19 protein-coding genes and 3 pseudogenes are annotated in these 23,486 nt (G+C 72.5%); 9 read left to right on the top strand and 13 right to left on the bottom strand.

The genetic code is table 11. From position 1 onward, the window contains the following. Nucleotides 1–84 precede the first annotated feature (84 nt). The 4 genes and pseudogenes from C1708_RS23230 to C1708_RS23210 form a co-directional block, all read right to left on the bottom strand. On the bottom strand, nt 85–816 hold the full coding sequence (locus tag C1708_RS23230; RefSeq protein WP_106416449.1) for a DUF7873 family protein: 732 nt from the start codon (nt 814–816) through the stop codon (nt 85–87). A gap of 249 nt (nt 817–1,065) precedes the next feature. Continuing rightward, nucleotides 1,066–1,225 (bottom strand): annotated as a pseudogene (locus C1708_RS35205) (IS5/IS1182 family transposase); the annotation flags it as partial. Between the two features lie 280 nt (nt 1,226–1,505). Next, a pseudogene (locus C1708_RS36155) lies at nt 1,506–1,760 on the bottom strand (type II toxin-antitoxin system Phd/YefM family antitoxin); the annotation flags it as partial. Beyond that, nucleotides 1,718–2,257: an ATP-binding protein gene (locus C1708_RS23210; protein WP_106416448.1), complete on the bottom strand. Its 540-nt coding sequence runs from the start codon at nt 2,255–2,257 to the stop codon at nt 1,718–1,720. The gene C1708_RS23210 and the pseudogene C1708_RS36155, both read right to left, overlap by 43 nt. Nucleotides 2,258–2,404: 147 nt before the next feature. On the opposite strand from C1708_RS23210, the gene C1708_RS23205 reads away from it, so the two are divergent. The 3 genes from C1708_RS23205 (at nt 2,405) to C1708_RS23195 (ending at nt 5,049) form a co-directional block, all read left to right on the top strand. Then, nucleotides 2,405–3,322 (top strand): helix-turn-helix domain-containing protein, encoded by a 918-nt coding sequence (locus C1708_RS23205; protein ID WP_106414483.1) that lies wholly within the window; start codon nt 2,405–2,407, stop codon nt 3,320–3,322. Beyond that, the gene (locus tag C1708_RS23200; protein WP_106414482.1) at nt 3,319–3,534 is read left to right on the top strand and encodes a DUF397 domain-containing protein; all 216 of its coding nucleotides are present in this window, start codon (nt 3,319–3,321) and stop codon (nt 3,532–3,534) included. The genes C1708_RS23205 and C1708_RS23200 overlap by 4 nt, the downstream gene beginning before the upstream one ends. A 288-nt stretch (nt 3,535–3,822) precedes the next feature. Next, complete coding sequence (locus C1708_RS23195) at nt 3,823–5,049, top strand: cytochrome P450 (protein ID WP_106414481.1); 1,227 nt, start codon at nt 3,823–3,825, stop codon at nt 5,047–5,049. A gap of 209 nt (nt 5,050–5,258) precedes the next feature. Here the strand turns inward: C1708_RS23195 and C1708_RS23190 are convergent, their stop codons facing one another. The 6 genes from C1708_RS23190 to tal form a co-directional block, all read right to left on the bottom strand. Continuing rightward, nucleotides 5,259–6,539: a cytochrome P450 gene (locus tag C1708_RS23190; RefSeq protein WP_106414480.1), complete on the bottom strand. Its 1,281-nt coding sequence runs from the start codon at nt 6,537–6,539 to the stop codon at nt 5,259–5,261. Beyond that, complete coding sequence (locus C1708_RS23185) at nt 6,536–7,153, bottom strand: GTP-binding protein (RefSeq protein WP_106414479.1); 618 nt, start codon at nt 7,151–7,153, stop codon at nt 6,536–6,538. The genes C1708_RS23190 and C1708_RS23185 overlap by 4 nt, the downstream gene beginning before the upstream one ends. Continuing rightward, complete coding sequence (locus C1708_RS23180; RefSeq protein ID WP_106414478.1) at nt 7,134–7,493, bottom strand: DUF742 domain-containing protein; 360 nt, start codon at nt 7,491–7,493, stop codon at nt 7,134–7,136. Before C1708_RS23180 ends, C1708_RS23185 begins: the two co-directional genes overlap by 20 nt. Then, nucleotides 7,490–7,915 carry a roadblock/LC7 domain-containing protein gene (locus C1708_RS23175; protein ID WP_198602574.1) on the bottom strand — a complete coding sequence of 142 codons (426 nt, stop codon included), beginning with the start codon at nt 7,913–7,915 and terminating at the stop codon, nt 7,490–7,492. Before C1708_RS23175 ends, C1708_RS23180 begins: the two co-directional genes overlap by 4 nt. 138 nt (nt 7,916–8,053) lie before the next feature. Then, nucleotides 8,054–10,042, bottom strand: a complete 1,989-nt coding sequence (locus tag C1708_RS23170) for an ATP-binding protein (protein ID WP_106414476.1) — start codon at nt 10,040–10,042, stop codon at nt 8,054–8,056. 653 nt (nt 10,043–10,695) lie between these two features. Further along, complete coding sequence (gene tal / locus C1708_RS23165; RefSeq protein WP_106414475.1) at nt 10,696–11,832, bottom strand: transaldolase; 1,137 nt, start codon at nt 11,830–11,832, stop codon at nt 10,696–10,698. 872 nt (nt 11,833–12,704) lie between these two features. Here tal and C1708_RS23160 point away from each other — a divergent pair. The 6 genes and pseudogenes from C1708_RS23160 (at nt 12,705) to C1708_RS23135 (ending at nt 18,997) form a co-directional block, all read left to right on the top strand. Further along, nucleotides 12,705–13,877 (top strand): 3-deoxy-7-phosphoheptulonate synthase, encoded by a 1,173-nt coding sequence (locus C1708_RS23160; protein ID WP_106414474.1) that lies wholly within the window; start codon nt 12,705–12,707, stop codon nt 13,875–13,877. Nucleotides 13,878–13,950: 73 nt separating this feature from the next. Next, nucleotides 13,951–14,721: a 2,3-dihydro-2,3-dihydroxybenzoate dehydrogenase gene (locus tag C1708_RS23155; protein ID WP_106414473.1), complete on the top strand. Its 771-nt coding sequence runs from the start codon at nt 13,951–13,953 to the stop codon at nt 14,719–14,721. Nucleotides 14,722–14,763: 42 nt separating this feature from the next. Next, nucleotides 14,764–15,387 (top strand): isochorismatase family protein, encoded by a 624-nt coding sequence (locus C1708_RS23150; RefSeq protein ID WP_106414472.1) that lies wholly within the window; start codon nt 14,764–14,766, stop codon nt 15,385–15,387. Next, nucleotides 15,384–17,327 (top strand): anthranilate synthase family protein, encoded by a 1,944-nt coding sequence (locus tag C1708_RS23145; protein WP_106414471.1) that lies wholly within the window; start codon nt 15,384–15,386, stop codon nt 17,325–17,327. The genes C1708_RS23150 and C1708_RS23145 overlap by 4 nt, the downstream gene beginning before the upstream one ends. Then, on the top strand, nt 17,296–18,480 hold the full coding sequence (gene aroC, locus C1708_RS23140; protein ID WP_106414470.1) for a chorismate synthase: 1,185 nt from the start codon (nt 17,296–17,298) through the stop codon (nt 18,478–18,480). The genes C1708_RS23145 and aroC overlap by 32 nt, the downstream gene beginning before the upstream one ends. Beyond that, nucleotides 18,477–18,997: pseudogene (locus C1708_RS23135) on the top strand (shikimate kinase). Before aroC ends, C1708_RS23135 begins: the two are co-directional and overlap by 4 nt. A gap of 61 nt (nt 18,998–19,058) precedes the next feature. Here C1708_RS23135 and C1708_RS23130 read toward each other — a convergent pair. From C1708_RS23130 to C1708_RS23120, 3 genes are all read right to left on the bottom strand, one after another. Continuing rightward, complete coding sequence (locus C1708_RS23130; protein ID WP_106414469.1) at nt 19,059–19,916, bottom strand: arylamine N-acetyltransferase family protein; 858 nt, start codon at nt 19,914–19,916, stop codon at nt 19,059–19,061. A 101-nt stretch (nt 19,917–20,017) separates the two neighbouring features. Continuing rightward, nucleotides 20,018–21,871, bottom strand: a complete 1,854-nt coding sequence (gene asnB, locus C1708_RS23125; protein WP_106414468.1) for an asparagine synthase (glutamine-hydrolyzing) — start codon at nt 21,869–21,871, stop codon at nt 20,018–20,020. A 48-nt stretch (nt 21,872–21,919) separates the two neighbouring features. Beyond that, a complete protein-coding gene (locus tag C1708_RS23120; RefSeq protein ID WP_241911320.1) occupies nt 21,920–23,485 on the bottom strand; it encodes a carboxylesterase/lipase family protein in 1,566 nt (521 codons plus the stop codon). Nucleotide 23,486 lies beyond the last annotated feature (1 nt).

Genomic DNA, 23,486 nt, shown 5'->3' with positions numbered 1-23,486 from the left:
CCTCACCCGGCCCGCGCCCCGTAGCGCACCCCCGCGCTCGCACGCGGGGGCGATCGTGGATGTCACCTGTGGCCGCGCCGCGCGTCAGCCGAACAGGTAGCCGAACACCGCCTCGCCGACCCGCTGGTCGGTGACCTCGGTGCCGTTGGCCTCCTCACGGGCGAACTTCACGGCCTGCTGGAGCTTCTCGACGCGCTCCACCAGCTCGTTCACCCGCCGCGCCGGAAGGGCGCCGGAGAACTTCACGGTGGTCCAGTAACCGATCGGCACGTCCTCGTAGTACACCTCGACCTGCGCCGGGTGCTTCTCCGTGGCCTCCGCCTTGACGTGGTTGCGCGGCACCTTCTTCGTGCGGATGGTGCGCACCGGGTCGGTCTTCCACCAGTCCGTGGACGGGTCGGGCGTCCAGGACTCGGCGGCGTCGAGGGTCGGCAGCTTCTTGACGAAGCCGTGCAGTTCGGCGAGCTGCTTCTCGAGGAAGAGCAGGTAGCTGACGGGGACGTCGGCGACGAGCGTCCGCCCGTCGACCGTGACGTCCGCGCGGGCCTGGCAGTTGGCCCAGTCCTTCGTCGCGGTGACGTCGAATAGCCGGGTCAGCGAGGCGGACACCTCGCGCAGCACGTCCTCGGCCTGCACCTGCACCCGCGTGGACTCGGGCGGCAGCTGCTCGCCCTCCTCGTCCTTCGGCTGGTACGTGCGCGAGATGCCGGCCAGCAGCGCCGGCTTCTGCACCTTGGCGTGCGCGGCGTTGATGTCCTGGAGCGACTTGCTCTTGACACCCTTCTCGACCGCGATGATCTGGTTCAGCTTGGTCACGGGCTCCCCCTTCGAACAGGCAGGACCGTATCCGGCTCGGTCACACGCCCGCATCTCCTTTACCGGCGGGCGGGTGGGCCGCGTTCGTCGCCCTCCCTCGAGGAACGGCACCCCCACTGAAAAGCGTGAACACTTCGGCTCTCGCTGTTCACGCATCGCTCGTCTGAGCGGCCGAACGACATTCTCTCTTCCACTGTTCACGCCTTTCAGCACAGCGAGCCGTTTCCCACCTTGGCTTGAGCAGGTCGGATGAAGGGCGAGGACGGCCTGAACAAGGCTGGTGATGCGGGTTGGTGCTGCACCGCAGCTTGCACGGGAGGCGCCAGGTCCTGAGCGCGGTCATGGCCGGCTCGCCCAGCGCCCTGATTCCGGCGTGAGCGCAATTGACCGCCTGCTGGTCCGGGGTGAGCTTCATCTGCCCGGCGTACAGCCCGACAGTCGCCTCGCGCAGCCGGCCGTCCTCGACGGTGTGGACGACGCGGCAGTCACCGGCCCTGAGCCGCCACCGGGCGCCGTGACCCTGCAGGTCCTTGGCGTCCAACGCCGTCGTGTCGCCCGGGTCCATCGCCTTCTGCGACTCGGTGAGCCGGTACAGGATCCGCAGGGCGTCCGGGCGCGGGATCCTGAGCATGTCCCGCTGCGCGTGCGGGGTGAAGCGCGTGGCGCACCCCATGCGGTCGGTCCCGGCCGGTGCGGAGCAGGGCGGCCGTCCCCTCGAGCGAGACCGCCCCCTCCGGGCCTTCGGACTCGGCTTCGTCGGCCAGCCGGTTGAGCCAGGCCTCTTCGGCGCCCTCGGCGATCCGGCGCAGCCGCTGGTACTCCTCGATGCCGATCACGACGGCCTCCTGCTTCCCGCGCCGCGTGGTGATCGTCGGGGTCTCCTCGTGCCGGGCACGGTCGATCACGTCGGCGAGGTGGCTTCTGAGATCCCGTACTCCGCCCAGACCGTCTTGCCCGGGCCGTCCGGCCGCGGGTGCCAGTCCCAGCGGGTGGCCAGGGCGGCGACCAGGAGGAGGCCCCGGCCGGTTTCGTCCACGGCGGGGACCTCGGGCCGGGGTCTTCCCGGCCGGAGCGGGACCCGTTCGCCCCGGGTGTCGGTGACCTCGACGCGGACGGTGGCGGAACGGGGTCCGGCGTGGAGGAGCCCGAGGCGCAGGTGGAAGTCGCGGCCGGGGACGTTGCCGTGCAGCACGGCGTTCGCCGTCAGCTCGGCGACGATCACCAGGATCGCGTCGTGGTCGTCGGTGCCGTACGGGACGCCCCAGGCGTCCAGGCGGACGGCGGCGAGGTGGCGGGCGAGACGGGCTCCGCGCGGGGTCGAGGTGAAGCGCATCGCGAAGGTGCGGGACGCCGGCGCGGGTTCGGGTGGGACGGCGCCCAAGCGAGCGGTGGGGGTGGCGAGCCGGCCGGGGCCGGTGGGACCGGCGGGGTTGTTCGTCATGCCGACCACGGTCCCGCCGGTCGTGTGGCGTGACCAGTGGTGACGCACCGACGCGGACCGCTGTACGCGACGTGTCGACGCGCGTACGTGACGTGCGGCGTGACGGAGTCCCCCGCGGGCGCGTTGGGCCGGAGAAGGCGGTGGTCGATGACGAAGCGTACGGGCGCGGACGCCCTGGCGGGCGGGGACGGCGGAACGGTCGTGAGTGTCGGGGACGGATGGGAGAGCGACGACGGCGGGGGCGGCGCGCGCCGTCCCGAGGACGGGGCGGGGAAGGGCGTGGTCGCCGCGTTCGGGCAGACCCTGAAGACGCTGCGGCTGCGGGAGGGCCTGGACCGGGCGGAGTTCGGGAGCCGGATCGGGTATTCCGCGGCCACGGTCGCGTCGTTCGAGCAGGGGCGGAGGATCCCGTCGCCCCGGACCATCGAGCGGGCGGACGAGGTGCTGGGGGCGGACGGGCTGCTGTGCGTGTGGAAGGAGGAGGTGGAGCGGGCCCAGTACCCGGTGTTCTTCCAGGGGATGGCGACGCTGGAGAGGGAGGCCGTCGAACTCGTCTCCTACAGCATGCCCGTTCTCAACGGGCTGCTCCAGACCGAGGAGTACATGAGGGGGCTGCTCGCGATGAGGCGTCCCCCTCTGGACGAGGAGACCACGGAACAGCGTGTGGCAGCACGACTGGCCCGACAGGACATCTTCGACCGGCAGCCGGCGCCCTTCCTGAGCTTCGTGCTCGACGAGTCGCTCCTACGACGCCCCTACGGGGGTAAGGCCGTGTTGCGGGGACAACTGGAGCACCTGCTGCTGATCGGACAGAAACGCAACGTCGAGATCCAGGTCATGCCGCTCGACCGCGAGGACAACGCGGGCGTGAACGGGCCGTTCACCGTCGTCACGCGCAAGGACGGCAAGAAGTTCGTGTACGCCGAGGCCCGAGGCATCGGCTCTCTGGAGACCGACCCGGAACAAGGGGTTCTGGCCGCCGCGCTCTATGGGATCATCCGATCACAGGCTCTCAGTCCGCGAGAGTCAACGGAGTTCATCGAAAGGTTGCTGGGATCGCCATGAAGAGCGCTGAGTCCTCGACCGTCACCTCCGGGCTCGCCTGGTTCAAGAGCAGCTACAGCGGAACCGAGGGCGGCGAATGCGTAGAGGTCGCGGCCGGTACGGCAGTTGTGCACGTCCGGGACTCCAAGGCCGTCGCCGGGCCCGTCGTCACGGTGTCGCGTGACGCGTGGGCGGGGTTCGTCGGGCTGGCCTCCTCGGAGCGGAGCGTCTGACACTCGTACGGTCACGGGAGCCCTGCCGCGCCTTGCGGGCGGCAGGGCTCCCGTGTGCGCCGGGCGCCTGATCAGCCCTCCGGGTCTCCCGGGGGCCGGGTGTCACCGGGCTCCCAGCCGTCCCGCGCGCAGCGGGAGCGCCGCGGCGGACGGCCGCGACGAGGCCGCTCAGGGGCGATTTTCGGCCGGTTCCGCATTCGAGCGGATCCGGTCATCAAGCGGTCTGTCGTCGCTGACGAATGATCAATAACCTTGTGCAGTACACGAAATACGATCGCAGGGAGCCCCATGTCCACCGCCCAGCAGGTGCCCGACATCCTCTCGCCCGAGTTCGCCGCCGACCCCTACCCGGCCTACCGCGTGATGCGGGAGACCTCGCCCCTCATCTGGCACGAGCCGACCAAGAGCTACATCGTCTCGCGCTACGAGGACGTCGAGCGCGTCTTCAAGGACAAGGCCGGCGAGTTCACCACCGACAACTACGCCTGGCAGCTCGAACCGGTGCACGGCAAGACGATTCTGCAGCTCAGCGGGCGTGAGCACGCCGTACGCCGCGCGCTGGTCGCGCCCGCCTTCCGCGGCAGCGACCTGGAGCAGAAGTTCCTGCCGGTCATCGAGCGCAACTCCCGCGAGCTGATCGACGCCTTCCGGCACACCGGCTCCGCGGACCTGGTGAACGACTACGCGACCCGTTTCCCGGTCAACGTCATCGCCGACATGCTGGGCCTGGACAAGGCCGACCACCCCCGCTTCCACCGCTGGTACACCGCCGTCATCGCCTTCCTCGGCAACCTCTCGGGGGACCCCGAGGTCACGGAGGCCGGTGAGCGGACCCGGGCGGAGTTCGCCGAGTACATGCTGCCGATCATCCGCGAGCGCCGGGAGAATCCGGGCGACGACCTGCTGTCGGTCCTGTGCGCCGCCGAGGTGGACGGCGTACGGATGAGCGACGAGGACGTCAAGGCGTTCTGCAGCCTGCTGCTGGCGGCCGGCGGCGAGACCACCGACAAGGCCATCGCCGGCATCTTCGCGAACCTGCTCGCCCACCCCGACCAGCTCGCCGCCGTCCGCGCCGACCGCTCGCTGATACCGCGCGCCTTCGCCGAGACCCTGCGGTACACCCCGCCCGTCCACATGATCATGCGGCAGTCCGCGACGGAGGTCACCCTCAGCGGCGGCACCGTACCCCCCGGCGCCACCGTCACCTGCCTGATAGGCGCCGCCAACCGGGACGAGCGCCGTTACGCCGACCCGGACCGGTTCGACATCTTCCGCGAGGACCTGACCACCACCAAGGCCTTCTCCGCCGCCGCCGACCACCTCGCGTTCGCGCTCGGCCGGCACTTCTGCGTCGGCGCGCTGCTGGCCAAGGCCGAGGTGGAGATCGGCGTCGACCAGCTCCTCGACGCCATGCCGGACGTGCGGCTCGCCGACGGGTTCCAGCCGGCCGAGCAGGGCGTGTTCACCCGCGGCCCGCAGAGCCTCCCGGTCCGGTTCACGCCGGTCCAGGGCTGACCGCGCCGGTCACCGTCGTCGTACGCACCGTCGCCGGTCACCGTCGTACGCGCCGCCCCCGCCCCGGCCGGACCCCGCCGCGCCGGGCCGCCCGCGGGGGCAGCGCCCGCCCGGACATCCGCGGACGCCCGCACGCACCTCCGCGGGCGCCCCTTCCGCCTCGCCGGAGCGTCCCGCGCACCGCGGAGCCCTCCCGCACCGGCGGAGCGCTACTGCACCACCGGCGTGAACTGCACCGGCAGTTCCATCAGGCCCCGCATCCAGATCGACGGACGCCAGACCAGTTCCTCCGGCTCGACGGCCAGGACCAGGTCCGGCAGCCGCTCCAGCAGCGTCTCGACCGCCGTCCGCGCCATCACGTCCGCCAGCAGCGGGGCCGGGTACGGGCAGCGGTGCTCGCCGTTGCTGAACGACAGGTGCGCCGCGTTCTCCGCGCCCACGTGGCCCTCGGGCCAGATCTGCGGGTCGGTGTTGGCCGCGGCCAGGCCCAGCACCACGCAGTCGCCGGCCTTTATCTGCCGGCCGCCGAGCTGGACGTCCCGCACCGCCCAGCGCCCGATGAAGTTCTGCGTCGGGGTGTCCAGCCACAGCACCTCGTTGAGCGCCTCGCCGACGCTGAGCCGGCCGCCCGAGACGTTCACGGCGAAGCGCTCGTCCGTCAGCAGCAGACGCAGGGTGTTGCAGACCCAGTTGGCCGTCGGCTGCTCGGCCGCCGAGATCACCGAGATGAGGTCCTGGACGATCTCCTCGTCCGAGAGTCCCGCCGGGTCCGTCACCATGCGCGAGGTGACGTCCGGGCCGGGCGCCGTCCGCTTCTCCTTGACCAGCTCCCGCAGCCGCTCACCCACCCGGTTGTACCCGGCGACCGGGTCCTCGCCCTCCGCGGCGTCCAGGGAGATGCGCAGGTCGTCGACGAGCCGGCGGGTGTCCTCACCGGTCGCCGGCATGCCGCACATCTGCACGACGGCGCGCATCAGCAGGGGGTGCACGTAGTCGGACATCAGCTCGGCCTGGCCGCTGCCGGCGAACCGGGCGATGAGGTCGTCGGCGATCAGCAGGCACTCGTTGGCCAGCTCGAACTGGTCGACGCCCTCCAGCGCCTCGGTGATCACCCCGGCCCGCCGCCGGTGCTCGTCGCCCTCGGCGAACAGCACCGACGGCTGGTAGCCGACGTACGGCAGCAGCGGCCAGTCCGACGGGATGTTCTCCCACTGGTTCCAGCGCCGGGAGTCCCGTGCGAACAGCTCGTCGTGACTGGTCACATAGGTGAGCTCGGTGTAGCCCAGCACCAGCCAGGCCGGGATGCCGCCGTCGAGCAGCACCGGTGCCACGGGGCCGTGTTCACGGCGCATCGTGCGGTAGAGCTGCGAGGGCGTCTGCTGGAAGTCCAGCCCGGTCAGGCTCACCGCGCCGGCGTGCGCGGGGCACCCCGGTGGCGGCCCGTCGCCGGTGCGGGCCGGGTGCGCGAAGGGAGCGGCCGGATCGGTCACAGTGTCGCCTCCTTGGCGGTGGCCAGGTCGTGGAGGTGGTTCACGAGGGTGATCAGCACGTCCTTGCCGGAGGCCCGGACCCGGGCGTCGCAGTCGACCATCGGCACGTGCGCGGGGAGGGCGAGCGCCTGGCGTATCTCGTCCAGGGAGTACCGGACGCTGTTGTCGTCGAACCGGTTGACGGCCACCACGAACGGCGTGCCGTGGTGCTCGAGGCGGTCGATGGCGTACCAGGAGTCGTCCATCCTCCGCGTGTCCACGAGGACCACGGCGCCCAGGGTGCCGGAGAACAGCCGGTCCCACAGGAACCAGAAGCGCTCCTGCCCGGGCGCGCCGAAGAGGTACAGCACCATGCGGTCGTTGAGGCTGATCCGCCCGAAGTCGAAGGCGACCGTGGTGGTGGTCTTCGTGCTCACCCCGTCGGTCTCGTCGACGCCCACGCCGGCCTGGGTCATCACCTCCTCGGTGTTCAGCGGCCGGATCTCGCTCACGGAACGGACCAGGGTCGTCTTGCCCACGCCGAACCCGCCCACGACGACGATCTTCAGACCCGTCTCCGCGGTGTCGCGGAGCGGTGTGCGGTGGGTGGGCAGCTCAGAGGTTGCGGAGTCCATGGAGCACCTCTTGGAGTAGGGCGGAATCGGGCAGGGAGGCGACGGACGCCGCCGCGCGGGGGTGGCGCGCGGTGATGCGTCCGGTGTCCAGCAGGTCGCCGAGCAGGATGCGTACGACCGTGACCGGCAGCCCGAGTTCCGCGGCGATCTCGACGACGGCGACGGGGTGTGCGCACAGTTCCAGGATCCGGACGTGCTCCGACTGCATCCCCGGCGTCGGCGCGCTCTCGCTGACGATCAGGGTGACCAGGTCGAAGGACTCGTCGGCGCGGCTGCGTCCGCCGGTGACGGTGTAGAGCCGGTCCGGGTCGCCCGTGTCGACGGGTTTGCGGGGGGTCACGAGGTTCCGCTCCCCGCGGCCTCGGTTCGGGGTTCGGCCCGCAGGTGGTCGCCGATCTGCTCGACCAGTTCCGTCATCTGGTGGCCGACCACGCCGGGGTCGGCGTCCTCCCCGGCGACGACGGCGAGGTGCGCGCCCTCGCCGGCCTCCACGATGAACAGCAGGCCGCCGTGGAACTCGGTCATCGACTGCCGTACGCCGCCGGTGCCGTCGCCGAACTCCATGGAGGCGCCCTGGGCGAGGGCCTGGATGCCGGAGCAGATGGCCGAGAGCTGGTCGGCGAGGTCGAGGGTCAGGTGCTCGCTCCAGCAGAGCTTGAGGCCGTCACGGGAGAGGACCAGGGCGTGCCGTGCGCCGGGGGTCCGCTCCAGGAGACCCTGCAGGAGCCAGTTGAGGCTGTTGTCGGTGGTCGTGGTCTGCATGGTGGGTGATGGGACGGTGGTGTCCGGCATGCCGGTCACCGGCCCGTTCCTCCTATCTCACGTGCTCGAGCGGGAAGGGGCGCCGTCGCCCCGGACGCCGTGCGGGGCCGGGGGCGGCACCGTACGGGAGGGGTGGGACTAGGGAGCCGCGGGCGGCTGGGAACCGGCGTCGGTTCCGGACGTGCCGGTGTTGCCGCTGCCGGACGCGCCGGTGATGCCGTTTCCTGACGTGCCGGCGGCGCCGGCGCCGGACTGCCGGGCGCCGCGGTGGAAGGCGCCGAACCGTGAACCGGCGTCGCGCGCGCCGCGTCGTGCCGACCCCGTGTCGTCGGAGCGGGCGGCCGCCGACTGGCGCTGCTCGCGCTCGCGTTCCGCCTCGGCCATGGTGCGGCCGGGGGCGCGGACCGGGAGGCCGTTCAGGGTGGTGCTCTCGGGCTGCCGGTGCCGTCCCTGGCCGGGTACCGAGGGCAGGTCGGACCGCTCGGTGCGGGCGGCCGGGCGCTCGGGCCAGGAGGCCGGCTCCGGGGCGGCGGGCAGCGCGGCGGCCGCGGGGCGGGCCTCGGCAGCGTTGTCATGGTCGTCGTGGGAGCCGCGGGCGGGCAGGGCGTCCGCGTCGCCCCGGGAACCACGGGTGGGCAGGGCGTCCGCGTCGTGGGAGCCGCGGGCGGGCAGCGAGGCCGAGCCGGACGTCGACGGGGACGGGACGGGCACGCCCCGGGCCGCTCCGCCGCGGCCGGCCAGCGCCTCGCCCCGGCCGGCCGTCTCGTGCGGCGCGGGCTCGCGCTGCTGGGCGAGCAGGTTCAGCGGCAGCAGGACGACGACGCCGGTGCCGCCGCGGGAGGACGGCCGGTAGTTGACGCTGATGCCGTACTTCGCGGCGAGCCGGCCGACCACGGCGAGGCCGAGCCGGGTGCCCTGGAGCGAGGCGAGGTCGGTGACGCGGCCGGTGACGGCCTCCTCGGCGCGCCGCATCGCCGCGGCAGCCATCTTCAGGCCGCTGTCCTCGATGGTGACGACGATGCCGGCGCTGCGGTCCTCGACGTAGACGTGCACCTCGTCGATGGGCGGGGAGAAGTTCGCCGCGTTGTCCATCAGTTCGGCGAGCAGGTGCATGACGCCCTCGGCGGCGAAACCGGCGACCGCGGTACGGGTGGAGCAGTGCAGACGCACCCGCTGGTAGGCGGCGATGCGGCCGGCGGCGCCGCGCAGGATGCTCTCCATCACGATCGGCTTGTTCCAGGCGCGGCTGGACCGGCCGCCCATGAGCAGCGCCAGCCGGTCGGTCATCAGGCCGAGCTGGGAGGTGCTGTGGTCCAGCTTCAGCAGGTCGCCGAAGACCTCCTCGCCGTGCCGTTCCTGCATCTCGCGCAGGTCGGCGAGCATCTGGACGGCCTTCGCCTGGACGCGGCTGAGCGCCTTGGCGGAGGCGGCCTGGGCGGCGGCGGCGCGCCGCTCGCTGTAGGCGAGTTCACGGATGAACGATTCCGCCGGGGCGCGCAGGGCGGGGAGCTGCGGCAGGTCGGTCTCGGCGAGCACGGTGTCGGCGGAGCGGCCCTCGCGGAGCCGGGCGACCGCGGCCGGCATCGTCTCCCGTACGAACCGGTCGTGTTCGGCCGCGGTCCGGTCGAGTTCGTCGCGGACCGCGCGGTACTCGTCCTCGAGGGTGAACACGCGCCGCACGTCCTCCTCGACGGTGGCGGCGAAGGTGTGGGTGATGCGGGAGAGCTGCGGGTCGGACGGCGGGGGCACGGCGGCCAGCACGTCGGCGGCGCTCGTTCCCTCGCGCAGCCGTTCGGCCACGGCGGGCAGGGTGACTCCGGCCAGGTGGGAGATCTCCGCGGACCGCCGGGCCGCCTCGGCGCGCAGGCGGCTGATCTCCGACTCCCGCTCGGCGGCGGTGGAGCGGGCCCGCTGGACGAAGCGGTGGTCGACGAGGACGGTGACGGCCACGCACGCCCATCCGGCCAGCACCACGGCCAGGGCCCACGAGGTGGCGCCGGACGGTGCCAGGGCGAGCGCCGCGCCTCCGGCGGCGGCGGTCACCACCAGCACGGCCGCCCGTGCGGCGAACGAGGTGCGCGGCGCCCCCGCCGGTGGGTGCTGGCTGGGAGAGGCAGGCACTGGCATGGAGCGGTCCCTCGGTCGGTGAGAGCAGGGGAAGGGGGCGGCCGTGCGATGACGGCCGCGGGCCGGGGAAGGGATCGGCCAGGAGAAGGCGATCTTCCGACCACGTACGGCTCATGCTAATCACCCGGATGCGCGCGGAAGCCCCGCTTGCTGAACAGCTCGTCAGCGAAATGAGTTCGTCGTGAACTCATCGCTCGTGCGTTCCGCTGTGGTAGTCCCGACGACGCCGGACGAGCCGGGCCGGAGTGCGACAACGCGTCCCCGCCGAGACCTAACGGCCCGTCACATCTGTTCCACAGGGCGCTTCTCAGCGCCCGCCTCACTCACGCGAGGCATCGTTTTTTGGCCAACTGCGCCTATGCCAGGGGCGTTTCTCCCCTGGTCGCCGTGACGAGGAGGGCGCGAAGGTGAAGGACTGCCGCCGCTCGTGAAGCTTCGGTGACGGCCGTTCGCGCCGGTGTGCGTGAGCGGGGGCACACGGGGATTCTCGCGGAGGGGGACGGGGGCTCTCCCGGAGGAGGAGGAGAGCGGCACCGGACCGGCCCGGGTCGCGCAGAGACAGCCGGAGGCGCCCCCTCCGCTCCTGCCGCCCGAGCGGTCCGGGAGTCGGGAGCCGGACAGGCCGGCGACTCCGCACCCGGCCCCCGGCCCGGTCAGGTCCGGTGAGCCGTGTGCCGCCCCGCGTCCACTGCCGCGTACAGGTCGCGCCACGCGGCCGCCAGCCCTTCGACGCTCTCGGCCTCCAGCTTCCTGGCGACCTCTTCGCCGTCGATGCCGAGGCCCTCCAGCCGTCTCCAGACCTCGAGAGCCGCGCCGTGACGACCCATCAACGTGTCGCCGCACATGTCGAGCCGTCGGGCGGCCGCCTCCAGGGTGGGCAGGGTCATCAAGGTGATCGTGCCCCAGGTGACGAGCTGCTCGACGTAGCGGGTGAGGGACGACGAGGGCTCGGTCACGGTCGTGGCCGTCCACATCAGCCGTTGCGGATGGCCTCCCGCGGCGGCCAGGGCCCGCCAGTCGGCGCCGCCGAACCAGTCGTCGTACATCCGGTAGAAGTGGCGGGCGCGTGCCACAGCGGCTTCGCCGCGCAGCGCCAGGGCGTCGGGGGTGCCCAGGTCCTCCAGCCGCGCGTCCACCTCGGCGTCCAACAGGCCCACGGGCAGCGAGACGACCGAGACCGGTGCCGAGAGTCGCCGGCCGTCGGCCAGCGCGCGCTGGAGGCCCTCCACATAGGCGTCGAGGGCCTCGCGATAGCGCGAGGCCGAGAAGACCGCGGTGACGTGGACGGGGAAGCCCGCACCGACGCACTCCCTGATCGCGGCGATCCCCTCCGTGGTGGCCGGCAGCTTGACCATCGCGTTGGGCCGGTTCACCGCGCGCAGCGCTTGCTCCGCCTCCGCCACGGCCGACTCGACGTCGCGGGCGAGGTGCGGGTCCAGGTCCATCGACACCAGGCCGTCCAGGCCGCGTGTGGCCTGGTACACCGGGCGGAGTTCGTCACAGGCCCAGCGGACGTCGTACGCCGCCACCGCACGTACCGCGTCGGCGGCGCAGATGTCGTCGGAGGCCAGGCCCGCGAGTTGTTCGCGGTAGGCGTCGTCGCTCTCGACCGCCGCTGCCAGCGCGGCCGGGTCGGACGTGGCGCCCCGGACGCCGGTGCGCGCGATGAGCCGGGTCAGGCATCCGGAGGCGAGGTGACCGCGGGTGAGTCCGTCCAGCCAGGGCGAGACGCCCTCCGCGACCAGTTCGTCCAGCTCCAGCACGCCCGGTTGCCTCAGCCGGTCCGACATGGCGGATCGTCACTCCTTGCTAGTCCATGGAGAGTTCAAGCATCGGCGTCAGGTTATTCGCATGCACCCGCGATGAACTACGGGTGTCATGCCACATTGGCGCAAAGTGGTTCCGACATCGACTTGATGAAGTAGCGGCTATTTGACGAAGTCCGTCGATCGCCATTGGGCCTGCCTTCGCTTTCGATACAGGATCGGGGCGAACAGCCGGCCCGAGGTCCGGCACGACCACTCCGTCCGCCGAGGAGCACCGCATGCACGACCCACATCGCCGTCCTCGACGGCCCTGCACGGGTCTGGTCCGCAATTCGGACGCCGACCGGCACCGGGGGCTCGCCACCTGGGAGAACGGCCTGTTTTCTCTGTCGGCGCCCCGTCACGGCCTCCCCGGAGGGCGACGCTCGAACGGTCTTTCGAATCCGGGCCGGGCCGCGCGCGGCCCCGTGGCGGCCGTTCCGGTCCCCCGGCCCGGCACCGGGACCGGGTGAAGCGGAAAGCACCGCCTCCGGGCCGGTAACGCATTTACGGGGCAGCACCCATTGCGTGCCCCGGCGTCCGGGTCCGCCGCAAAGCGAGCAATTCCCAGCCGCGGCGTTCCCGCCACCTATCGCATGAGCGGAGCTATCACCGGAGCTATTCCGCGTGCCGAACAAAGCGGCGGTCGTCGCGCCCCGACGCGCGGACGGGCACCACCCGCACGGCCCGCGGCGGCGCCGCTCGTGCGGCTTGTCCGATGACCGGCGGCCCCGGCACACCCCGGTGCGCCCGGCCCCGCCGGCCCACGTCCGAGACCCGCACGGCCGCGCGTCACGGGGTTCTCCCGCCCCGGCGATGGCGCGCCGCAGTCACGCCCTTCGCCAAAGGAGACACCAGTGGACGACGCCCTGCTCGACATCAAGGACAAACCGGCCAGGCAGCAGCCCGAGTGGGGTGACGCGGCGCGGGTGCGGCAGGTCACGGACACCCTGGCCCACCGGCCCGCCCTCGTCGACGCGGCGGACGTCGACACGCTGCGTTCACTGCTGGCCCGGGTCGCCTCGGGCGAGGCCCTGGTCGTCCAGTCCGGCGACTGCGCCGAGGACCCCGCCGAGTGCACGCCCGGCTATGTCGCCCGGAAGGCCGCGGTGCTGGACCTGCTGGCCGGCGCGCTGAAGATGATCACGCACAAGCCGGTGATCCGTGTGGGCCGGATCGCGGGCCAGTTCGGCAAGCCCCGCTCCAGCCCGACCGAACTGGTCGGCGGTGTGGAACTGCCGTCCTACCGGGGCCACATGGTCAACGGCCCGGAGCCCGACCCGGAGAGCCGGCGCCCGGAGCCCGGCCGCATGCTGGACTGCTACCAGGCGGCCCGCGAGATCATGACCCAGCTCGGCTGGCAGGACGCCGGACCGCGGCACGCCGTCGAGCCGCCGGTGTGGACCAGCCACGAGGCGCTGATCCTGGACTACGAACTCCCCATGGTCCGCCGGGACGACCGGGGCCGGCTCGTCCTCACCTCCACGCACTGGCCCTGGATCGGCGAGCGCACCCGTCAGCTCGACGGCGCGCACGTCGCCCTGCTGTCCCGGGTCGCCAACCCGGTCGCCTGCAAGATCGGGCCCAAGGTGACGGCCGACGAGCTCCTCGGGTTGTGCGAACGGCTCGACCCCGACCGGGAGAAGGGCCGCCTGACCCTCATCGCCCGGATGGGAGCGTCCACGGTCGGCGACCGGTTGCCGGGGCTCGTCGCCGCGGCCCGCGATGCCGGGCACCCGGTGATCTGGCTGACCGACGCCATGCACGGCAACACCGTCGCCCTGCCGGGCGGCCTCAAGACCCGCTACCTGGAGACGATCGAGCGGGAGATCCAGGAGTTCCAGGAGGCCGTCCGCTCCGAGGGCGGCATCATCGGCGGGCTGCACCTGGAGACCACGCCGGACGACGTCACCGAGTGCGTCCCCAACGACGCCTGCGTCGAGCACGTCGCGGACAAGTACACGTCCTACTGCGATCCGCGCCTCAACCCGGGCCAGGCCGTCGCCGTGGCCTCGGCCTGGCTCGGCTGACGGCTCCGACACCCACCCCGGCCGGCACGCGGCACGGCCGTCGGGCAGACACGCAGATGAGGAGGTCCTGACAATGGACGGAAAGGTCGCACTCGTCACCGGGGCGGCGGGCGGCATCGGCGAGGCGGTGGCCCGCGCCCTCGGCGAACGCGGCGCGGTGGTGGGAGCCGTGGACCGCGACGCCGACCGGCTGCGGCAGGTGGTGGACAAGCTGCGCGCGGACGGCCTGGAGGCGCGGGCCCTGCCCGCCGACGTCACCAGCGCCGCCGACGTCGACGCCGTGGTCCGCACGGCCGAGGAGCGCCTCGGCCCGCTGGAGTACCTGGTCAACGGGGCCGGCGTGCTGCGCCTGGGCACCGTGCGCAACCTCACCGACGAGGACTGGACGACGACGTTCGCCGTCAACGCCACCGGCGTCTTCCTGATGTCGCGGGCCGTCGTCAACCGCATGCTGCCGCGCCGGCGGGGCGCGATCGTCACCGTGGCGTCCAACGCCGCCGCCACCCCGCGGGTGCAGATGGCCGCCTACGCCGCGTCCAAGGCGGCGGCGACCATGTTCACCAAGAGCCTGGGCCTGGAGGTCGCCCGGGACGGCATCCGCTGCAACGTGGTGGCGCCGGGCTCCACCAGCACCCCGATGCTCACCTCCATGTGGCACGACGAGTCCGGCCCGAAGCACACGATCGAGGGGCGGCTGGACGCGTTCCGGGTCGGCATCCCGCTGGGCAAGGTGGCCCGTCCCTCGGACGTCGCCGACGCCGTCGCCTTCCTGCTGTCCGACGAGGCCTCCCACATCACCCTGCACGAACTCACCGTCGACGGCGGCGCCGCGCTCGGCGCCTGAGCCCCGCCCCCCACCGACCTGAGGCGACCAGGAGAGCAACTCATGGCAGGTATACCCGAGATCACCCCCTACCCGATGCCGACGGCCGGCGACGTGCCCGCCAACGTGGCTCAGTGGTCCGTCGACCCGGACCGCGCCGTCCTGCTGGTGCACGACATGCAGCGCTATTTCCTGCGGCCCCTGCCCGACGGCCTGCGGGAGGAACTCGTGGGCAACGCGCGGCAGGTGCGCGAGCACTGCGCCGGGCTCGGCGTGCCGGTGGCGTACACGGCGCAGCCCGGCGGCATGACCGACGAACAGCGGGGCCTGCTGAAGGACTTCTGGGGCCCGGGCATGCGCACCGCCCCCGCCGACCGGCAGGTCGTCGACGAACTGGCCCCGGCCCCCGGCGACTGGCAGCTCACCAAGTGGCGTTACAGCGCCTTCTTCCGCTCCGACCTGCTGCGGCGGATGCGCGCCGCCGGCCGGGACCAACTGGTGCTGTGCGGCGTGTACGCCCACGTCGGCGTGCTGATGACCGCCGTCGAGGCGTTCACCCACGACATCCAGCCGTTCCTGGTGGCCGACGCCGTGGCCGACTTCTCCGAGCACCACCACCGGCTGGCCCTGGAGTACGCGGCGCAGCGCTGCGCCGTCGTCGTCACCACCAAGGAGGTCCTGGCATGACCGGCACCGCGAGCGGCGACCTGCTCGGCCGGATCCTGGGCGACCGGCCACCGGCCGCGTACGCCCTGCTGCACCGCCCCGAGACGACGGGTCCGGGCGTGCTGGACGTCGTCGTCGGCGAGGCGGCCGAGCCGCGCACCCTCGCCGAACTGCCCCTGCCTGACGCCGCGGAGACATCCGGCGGTCCCCGCCACGAGGTCCTGGCCCTCGTGCCCTACCGGCAGATCGCCGAGCGCGGATTCGACTGCCCCGACGACGGCACGCCGCTGCTGGCCATGACCGTCACCGGTCAGGCCGCCGTGCTCGTCACCGAGGTGCTGACCCGGATCCCCGACCTGCCCGTGGAGCTGTCCGGCGGCCGCTTCGACGTCCCGGACGAGGAGTACGCCGCCACCGTCCGCCGGGTCGTCAAGGACGAGATCGGCACCGGGGAGGGCGCCAACTTCGTCATCAAGCGCACCTACACCGCCGACATCACCGGCTACACCCCGCGGCACGCGCTGGCGGTCTTCCGGCGCCTGCTGCAACGCGAGAGCGGCGCCTACTGGACGTTCCTGGTGCACACCGGCTCGCGCACGCTCGTCGGCGCCACTCCCGAGCGGCACGTCAGCCTGCGCGAGGGCCTGGCGGTGATGAACCCGATCAGCGGCACCTACCGCTACCCGTCCACGGGCCCGGCGCTGCCGGAGGTGCTCGACTTCCTCGCCGACCGCAAGGAGGCCGACGAGCTGTACATGGTCGTGGACGAGGAACTGAAGATGATGGCCCGGATCTGCGAGGAGGGCGGCCGGGTGGTCGGGCCGTACCTCAAGGAGATGGCCCGCCTCGCCCACACCGAGTACTTCATCGAGGGGCACAGCACGCGCGATCCGCGCGACATCCTGCGCGAGACGCTCTTCGCCCCGACCGTCACCGGCAGCCCGCTGGAGAACGCCTGCCGGGTCATCAACCGGTACGAACCCGAGGGGCGCGGCTACTACAGCGGTGTCGTCGCGCTGATCGGCCGTGACGAGCACGGCGGGCGGGCCCTGGACTCCTCCATCCTGATCCGTACCGCCGACATCGACGCCACCGGCCGGCTGCGGATCGGCGTCGGCGCCACGCTCGTACGGCACTCCGACCCGGAGAGCGAGGTCGCCGAGACCGCGGCGAAGGCGGCGGGTCTGCTCGCGGCCGTCGAGGGCCACGGGCCGGCCCGCTTCGCGGACCATCCGCAGGTCCGGTCGGCGCTGGAGCGGCGCAACGCCACTCTCGCCGGCTTCTGGCTGGCCGGTCACGGCTCCGGGGCGCGGCCCGGTCCGGAGCTGAGCGGACGCCGCGTGCTGGTCGTGGACGCCGAGGACACGTTCACGTCCATGCTCGACCACCAACTGCGCTCCCTGGGACTGCGGGTGACGGTCCGGCGCTTCGACGAGCCCTACTCCACGGACGGCTACGACCTCGTGGTGATGGGGCCCGGTCCGGGCGATCCGCGTGACGTCGGGCACCCGAAGATCGCGCACCTGCGTGCCACGGTGCGCACCCTGCTCGACGAGCGGCGCCCGTTCCTCGCCGTCTGCCTCAGTCACCAGACGCTGTGCACGCTGCTCGGTTTCCCGCTGGTGCGCCGGGCGGTGCCCAACCAGGGCGTGCAGCGGGAGATCGACCTGTTCGGATCCCGGGAACGGGTCGGGTTCTACAACACGTTCGCCGCCCGCGCCGAGGAGGACAAGGCCGAGTGCGAGGGGGTGGGCGTGGTGGAGGTCAGCCGCGATCCCGACACCGGTGAGGTGCACGCGCTGCGCGGCCCGCACTTCGCGTCGATGCAGTTCCACGCCGAGTCGGTGCTCACCCAGGACGGCGTGCGCATCATCGGCGACCTCGTCAAGGAGGTTCTCCCCCACGCGACGGGAAAGGAGCGCGGCACCGTTGAGCAGGTTGCGCTGGCTGACCGCGGGTGAGTCCCACGGTCCCGCACTCGTGGCGACGCTGGAGGGTCTTCCCGCCGGCGTGCCGATCACCACGGACATGGTGGCGGACCACCTGGCGAGGCGGCGGCTCGGCCACGGTCGCGGTGCCCGGATGAAGTTCGAGCGGGACGAGGTCACGTTCCTGGGCGGCGTCCGGCACGGACTGACCCTGGGCTCCCCGGTCGCGATCATGGTGGGCAACACCGAGTGGCCCAAGTGGGAGCAGGTCATGGCGGCCGACCCGGTCGACCCCGGCATCCTCCGGGGACTGGCCCGCAACGCCCCGCTCACCCGCCCGCGTCCCGGCCACGCCGACCTGGCCGGCATGCAGAAGTACGGTTTCGACGAGGCCCGGCCGGTCCTGGAGCGCGCCTCCGCCCGGGAGACCGCCGCCCGGGTGGCGCTCGGCGCGGTGGCCCGCTCGTACCTGAAGGAGACGGCCGGCGTCGAGATCGTCTCCCACGTGGTCGAACTGTGCTCCGTCAAGGCGCCGCAGGGCGTGTACCCCACTCCCGCCGACGTCGAGCGGCTCGACGCCGACCCGCTGCGCTGCCTGGACGCCGACACGTCGAAGGCGATGGTCGCCGAGGTCGACCAGGCGCACAAGGACGGCGACACCCTCGGCGGCGTGGTCGAGGTCCTGGCCTACGGCGTGCCCGTGGGCCTCGGCTCCCACGTCCACTGGGACCGCAGGCTCGACGCCCGGCTGGCCGGCGCCCTCATGGGCATCCAGGCCGTCAAGGGCGTCGAGGTGGGAGACGGCTTCGAGCTGGCGCGGGTGCCGGGTTCCGAGGCGCACGACGAGATCGTCAACACGCCCGAGGGCGTCAGACGGGCCTCGGGCCGCTCCGGCGGCACCGAGGGCGGTCTGTCCACCGGTGAGCTGCTGCGGGTGCGGGCCGCGATGAAGCCGATCGCGACCGTGCCCCGGGCGCTGCGGACGGTGGACGTCTCCACGGGCGAGGCCGCCCAGGCGCACCACCAGCGCTCGGACGTGTGCGCGGTCCCGGCGGCCGGGATCGTGGCCGAGGCGATGGTCGCGCTGGTGCTGGCGGACGCGGTGGCGGAGAAGTTCGGCGGCGACAGCGTCACCGAGACCCGCCGCAACGTCACCTCGTACCTCGAGCACCTCACCGTCCGATGAGCGGGCCGCCGGCCGTGCCGGCCGGCCCGATGGGCGGGGGCGGGTCCACCGTCGGGCGACTGCCGGCCGAGCGGCCCGGCGCCGCCTGCCGGGACGCCGACGGGGACGTTGCCGCCGAGCGGGGCCGGACCATCGCCCAGGTCTTCGCCGACGACGGCGAGCCCGCCTTCCGGCGACCGAGGCGCGGGCGGTGGCCCGGGCCCCGGCCGGGCACGACGGCGTGCTCGCGCCGGGCGGCGGGGCGGTCCTCGATCCGCGGACCCGGGCGCTGCCGTCCGGACTGCCGGTGGTCTTCCTCGACGCCGACGCCGGTGCGGCGGCGCGGCGGTGCGGCCGGGGCCCCGGCCGGCCGCTGCCGGCGGGTGATCCGCACCGGCGGCGGCGTGCGCCGGCCGCGGCACGCCGTCCGCTCCGCACGGAGGTCGCCCGGGTGGTCGTCGGCACCGGCGGGCGCACCCCGGAGGGGGGCGTGGAGGCCGTGCCGGCGGCGCCGGCCCCGCGGGAGGTGAAGGCCTGAAGCCCTTGTACGAGAGCTCCCCGCCCGGAAGGCGGGGAGCTCTCGTGCGGTGGCGCGCCCGTCACCGCCGGGCGGCGAGGAAGCCGTGCAGCAGCCGTTCCTCCTCCGCGGTGAGCGGCAGCCCGAACACGGTGCGCACGGCGTCCACGGTCTCGTGCGGGCGCAGGAGGCGCAGGCGCTGCTCGCCGCTGCGGTACTCGGTCATGAACTCGTTGTTCTTGAGCCGGTACCGTTCCTCGTCGCCGGCCCTCTGCACCACGAGCTGCCCGACGAAGGGCGAGCCGGGGCGGGTGGAGCTGACGTAGTGGGCGGCCTGGAAGTCGACTGCGTACTGGGGTTCGGCGCGGAAGGCGTAGATGTCGAACCAGCCCTCGGGCCGCCGGTACTGCAGGAGCCAGTGGCCGTCCTCGGTCGTCAGCCGCCACGACCAGCCAGCGACGGTGCTCTCCGCTTCGGGTCGCAGGGCGATGGGTTCGACGAGCGCGGCGTAGCCGTAGCCGGGGTCGGCCAGCCACACGGTGTCGTCCGCCCGCACCAGCAGGGCCGTGTGGGAGCGGAACCGGCGCTTGCCACTGCCCTCGCGGATGCGGACCAGGAGCCGCGTGACGGGGAAGCCGAAGCGGTCCAGCGCGGCGGCGAACAGCAGGTTCGTCTCGTAGCAGTATCCTCCGCGGCCCGCCTGGACGATCTTGCGCTGGACGGCGTCGATGTCGAGGGAGACCGTGCGCCCCAGGGCGATGTCGACGTTCTCGAAGCAGACGGAGTCCCGATGGGCGCGGTGCAGGGCGCGGAGCGCCGCGAGGGAGGTCTCGCGCGGCCCCCGGTAGCCGATGCGGGCGAGATAGGCGTCGAGGTCGAGCCGTTCGCTGCCCCACTCCGGGGAGTCGTCGACCACGAGGGGCAGGCCTGAAGTGTCCATGAGCGTCCTTCCGCCGGTGCGAGAGGTGGGTCGGATCGCACGGCGGTGCGGCGCGCGGCCCGTCCGGGTGCCGCGCGCCGCACGCCGCGCCGGTGGGAGCGTCACCACTCCACGCGGACGTCGTACTCCTTCACCCACGCGTCGAACTCGACCAGGCGCTCCATCACGGCCCGCATGCCCCACAGGCCGCCGAGACCGGCGTAGGACTCGACGGGCTTGTCCAGGAGCTTGCGGATGCCCTCGGCCGGCACGAGGTCGAGCACGGGGGAACCGTCCAGCAGGGCCTCGACCTTGGCGCGCAGGGCCCGTACGTACTCCACGTCCTGGGTGGACGGGTAGGGGCTCTTCTTGCGCTCCAGCACCGACTCGGGCAGGACGTGGCTCGCTGCGGCGCGCAGCAGGCTCTTCTCACGGCCGTCGAAGGTCTTCATGGCCCACGGCACGTTGAAGACGTACTCCACCAGCCGGTGGTCCGTGAACGGCACCCGCACCTCCAGGCTCGCGGCCATGCTGATGCGGTCCTTGCGGTCCAGCAGGAAGTTCTCCCAGCGGCTGATGTTGAGGTACGACAGCTCCCGCATCCGCGCCTCGTCGGCGGACTCGCCCTCCAGGCGCGGGACTTCGGTGAGCGCCTCGGCGTACCGCTTGGCGACGTACTCGTCGAGGCCGAGCCGGTCCCAGAGGCCGATCTCCTTCATGGTGTCCAGGCCGCCGAGCCGGCGCCAGGCGTCGTACCAGGGGAAGGTGTCGCCCTCGACGGCCTCCTTGTCGAAGAACCAGTTGTAGCCGCCGAAGAGTTCGTCCGCGGTCTCGCCGGACAGGGCGACCGTCACCTGCTCCTTGAGGGCCTTGCACAGGTGGTAGAGGGAGTGCTCCATGTCGCCGGTGGAGATGGGCAGGTCCTGGGCGCGCAGCACCCGCATGCGCACGTCCTCGTCGAGGACGTGGTGGTTCTCCAGCTCGACGATGACGTGCTCGGCCCCGGACTGCCGGGCGACGTCGATCGCGTACGGCGTGTCGGGGTCCATCCAGATGCCGTTGCCGCGGAAGTTCTCCTCGTTGTTCTTGAAGTCGATGGAGAAGGCCTTGATGCGCTCCTGCTTGCCCTGGTCGCGGAAGACCTTCGCGGCGAGCGCGGTGATGGCGCTGGAGTCGAGGCCGCCGGAGAGCAGGGTGCCCACCTTGACGTCGGCCACGAGCTGGCGTTCGACGATGTCCTCGAGGAGTTCGCGGATCCGCGTGATGGTGGTGTCGAGGTCGTCGGTGTGCGGACGGGCCTCCAACTGCCAGTAGGTGCGGGTGGTGTGGCCGCCGCGGTGGAAGCGCACGACGGTGCCGGGCACCACCTCGTGCATGCCCTTGAAGACGGCGTGGCCGGGGGTGTTGATGATGGCGAAGATCTCCGCCAGGCCCTCGCGGTCGACGACCGCCTCGGCGTCGGGGTGCGCCAGAATGGCCTTGGCCTCGGAGCCGAAGAGCACCCCGTCGGGCGTGGGGTAGTAGAAGAGGGGCTTGACGCCCATGCGGTCGCGGACGAGGAGGAGTTCCTCGGTGCGCGGGTCCCACAGGGCGAGGGCGTACATGCCGTTGAGGCGTTCGGCGAAGTGCTCGCCCCACTCCAGGTACGCGTGCAGGACCACCTCCGTGTCGCTGGAGGTGCGGAAGTCATGGCCGAGGCCGACGAGTTCGTCCTTCAGCTCGCGGTAGTTGTACACCTCGCCGGTGTAGACGAGGACGGGGAGGCCGTCGCCCTCGCCGGTGACGTGCATGGGCTGACGGCCGCCCTCCAGGTCGATGATGGAGAGCCGGCGGTGCCCGAGGATCGCGTGGGGCGAGATCCACACGCCGCGGTCGTCGGGGCCCCGGCACGCGAGCGTCTCCGTCATGGCCGACGCCGTCCCGCCGTGTGCCGACAGATCGTGGTCGTAGGCGACCCAGCCTGCGAGTCCGCACATCGAAGTCCCAGTCCTTTCGTTGCTGTCGTGGTGTATGGCCGGGGGTGTTCAGGGCCGCGGCACCCAGCCGGCGCGGTCCCAGTACGCCAGATGGGCCTGGGCCGACACCGTGCCGATCCGGGCCACCCGCTCGCCGCCGAGGACCATCACGCTGGGACGGTCCGGGGTGAACACCGGCCAGGCGGAGGCGTGTTCGCTGCTCGGCGGTTCGCCGCGGGCGAAGGCCGCCACCAGGTCGATCAGCGTGTCCGAGATCCGCCGCTCCAGCGGTCCGTCCCCGTAGAAAGGTGCGTTGACCGGCAGCGCGAACGTGCCGAAGAGGAACTTCGCGACGGCCTCGTGCGGGGTGGTGCCGGCGTACGGCGGCCTGAGCGGGTGGGAGAACTCCATCAGGTACTGCGACGAGGCGGCGGGGTCGCGTTCGCGGGCGTGCCGTTCGGCCAGCCGCACGATCTGGTAGCGGAACAGCCCGTCGCCCCACACCTGTGTCCACACCGACACCGGGTCCCGGGGCAGGCCCTCCGCCTCGGACGCCCGCCGGTAGTGGGCGACGCAATCGTCCACCTGCTCGTCGGTGACCTTGACGGCGCCCTTCTCGAGGACCTCGCGGACGGCGGCGCGCAGTCCTGCCTCGTCGGCCGGGTGGGGACCCTGGTAGGGGTAGCCGGGGCCGGTGGTGAAGAAGGAGCCCTCGGTGCGGCAGTAGATCGGCATCATGGGGATGCCGGGCGTGGGCAGTGCGTGGTCGTAGCCGCGCATCCACCGCCCGTCGACGACCGGCCCCCGGTACTCGCGCCCGCCCTGCACGAACCGCTCGGTGGGGCTGCCCGCGTACACCTCGTCGAAGGCGTCCCGCAGGTCGGCGGCCGGCACTTCGCGCAGGCCGGGCACGGTGGTGCCGAAGCGGCGGGCCAGGTGCTCGTAGACCCGGCGGGACTCCTCGGGGGTGGTGGAACTGGCCGGTTCCCACACGTGCTTGACGCTGATCGGGACGATCCTCTTGATGACGCCCCGCAGTTCGGGCAGCAGAGCGAGCTGCCAGGTGCTGGAGCCGCCCGCCGAGGTGCCGCAGACGGTGATGTTGTCCGGGTCGCCGCCGAACGCGGCGGCGTTGTCGCGGACCCAGCGCACCAGCGCGGCCTGGTCCTGCAAACCCCAGTTCGCGCAGGATCCCGTACGCGGGTCGGTGAGGTCCTCGTGCAGGCCCCAGCCGAACACGCCGAGGCGGTAGTTGAAGTTGACGACGACCATGCGGCCGTGGACGGCGGTGCGGGCGCCGTCGTAGTCGGGTTCGCTGCCCGCGCCGAGCATCCAGCCGCCGCCGTGGATGTAGACGAGGACCGGCAGACGGCCCGCCACGTCCGGGGTCCACACGTTGGCGTAGAGGCTGTCCTCGCTGCTGTCGGGCAGGTAGTCGCCCTGCAGGGAGGGGGCCGCGAAGGCGGTGGCGTCCCGCACGCCCTGCCACGGCTCGGGCGGCCGGGGCGAGGAGAACCGCAGCGGACCCACCGGCGGGGCCGCGTAGGGCACGCCCCGGAAGACGGTCAGTCCGTCGGTCCGCTCTCCGGCCACTCGTCCCGCCGTCGTCCGGACGACCACTGTGCGACTGGGCATC

Origin of the sequence: Streptomyces sp. DH-12 (genome assembly GCF_002899455.1) — a bacterium.
GTDB lineage: Bacteria > Actinomycetota > Actinomycetes > Streptomycetales > Streptomycetaceae > Streptomyces.
The sequence above is the reverse complement of the archived record's forward strand: the minus strand, read 5'-3'. Positions and strand labels throughout refer to the sequence as shown.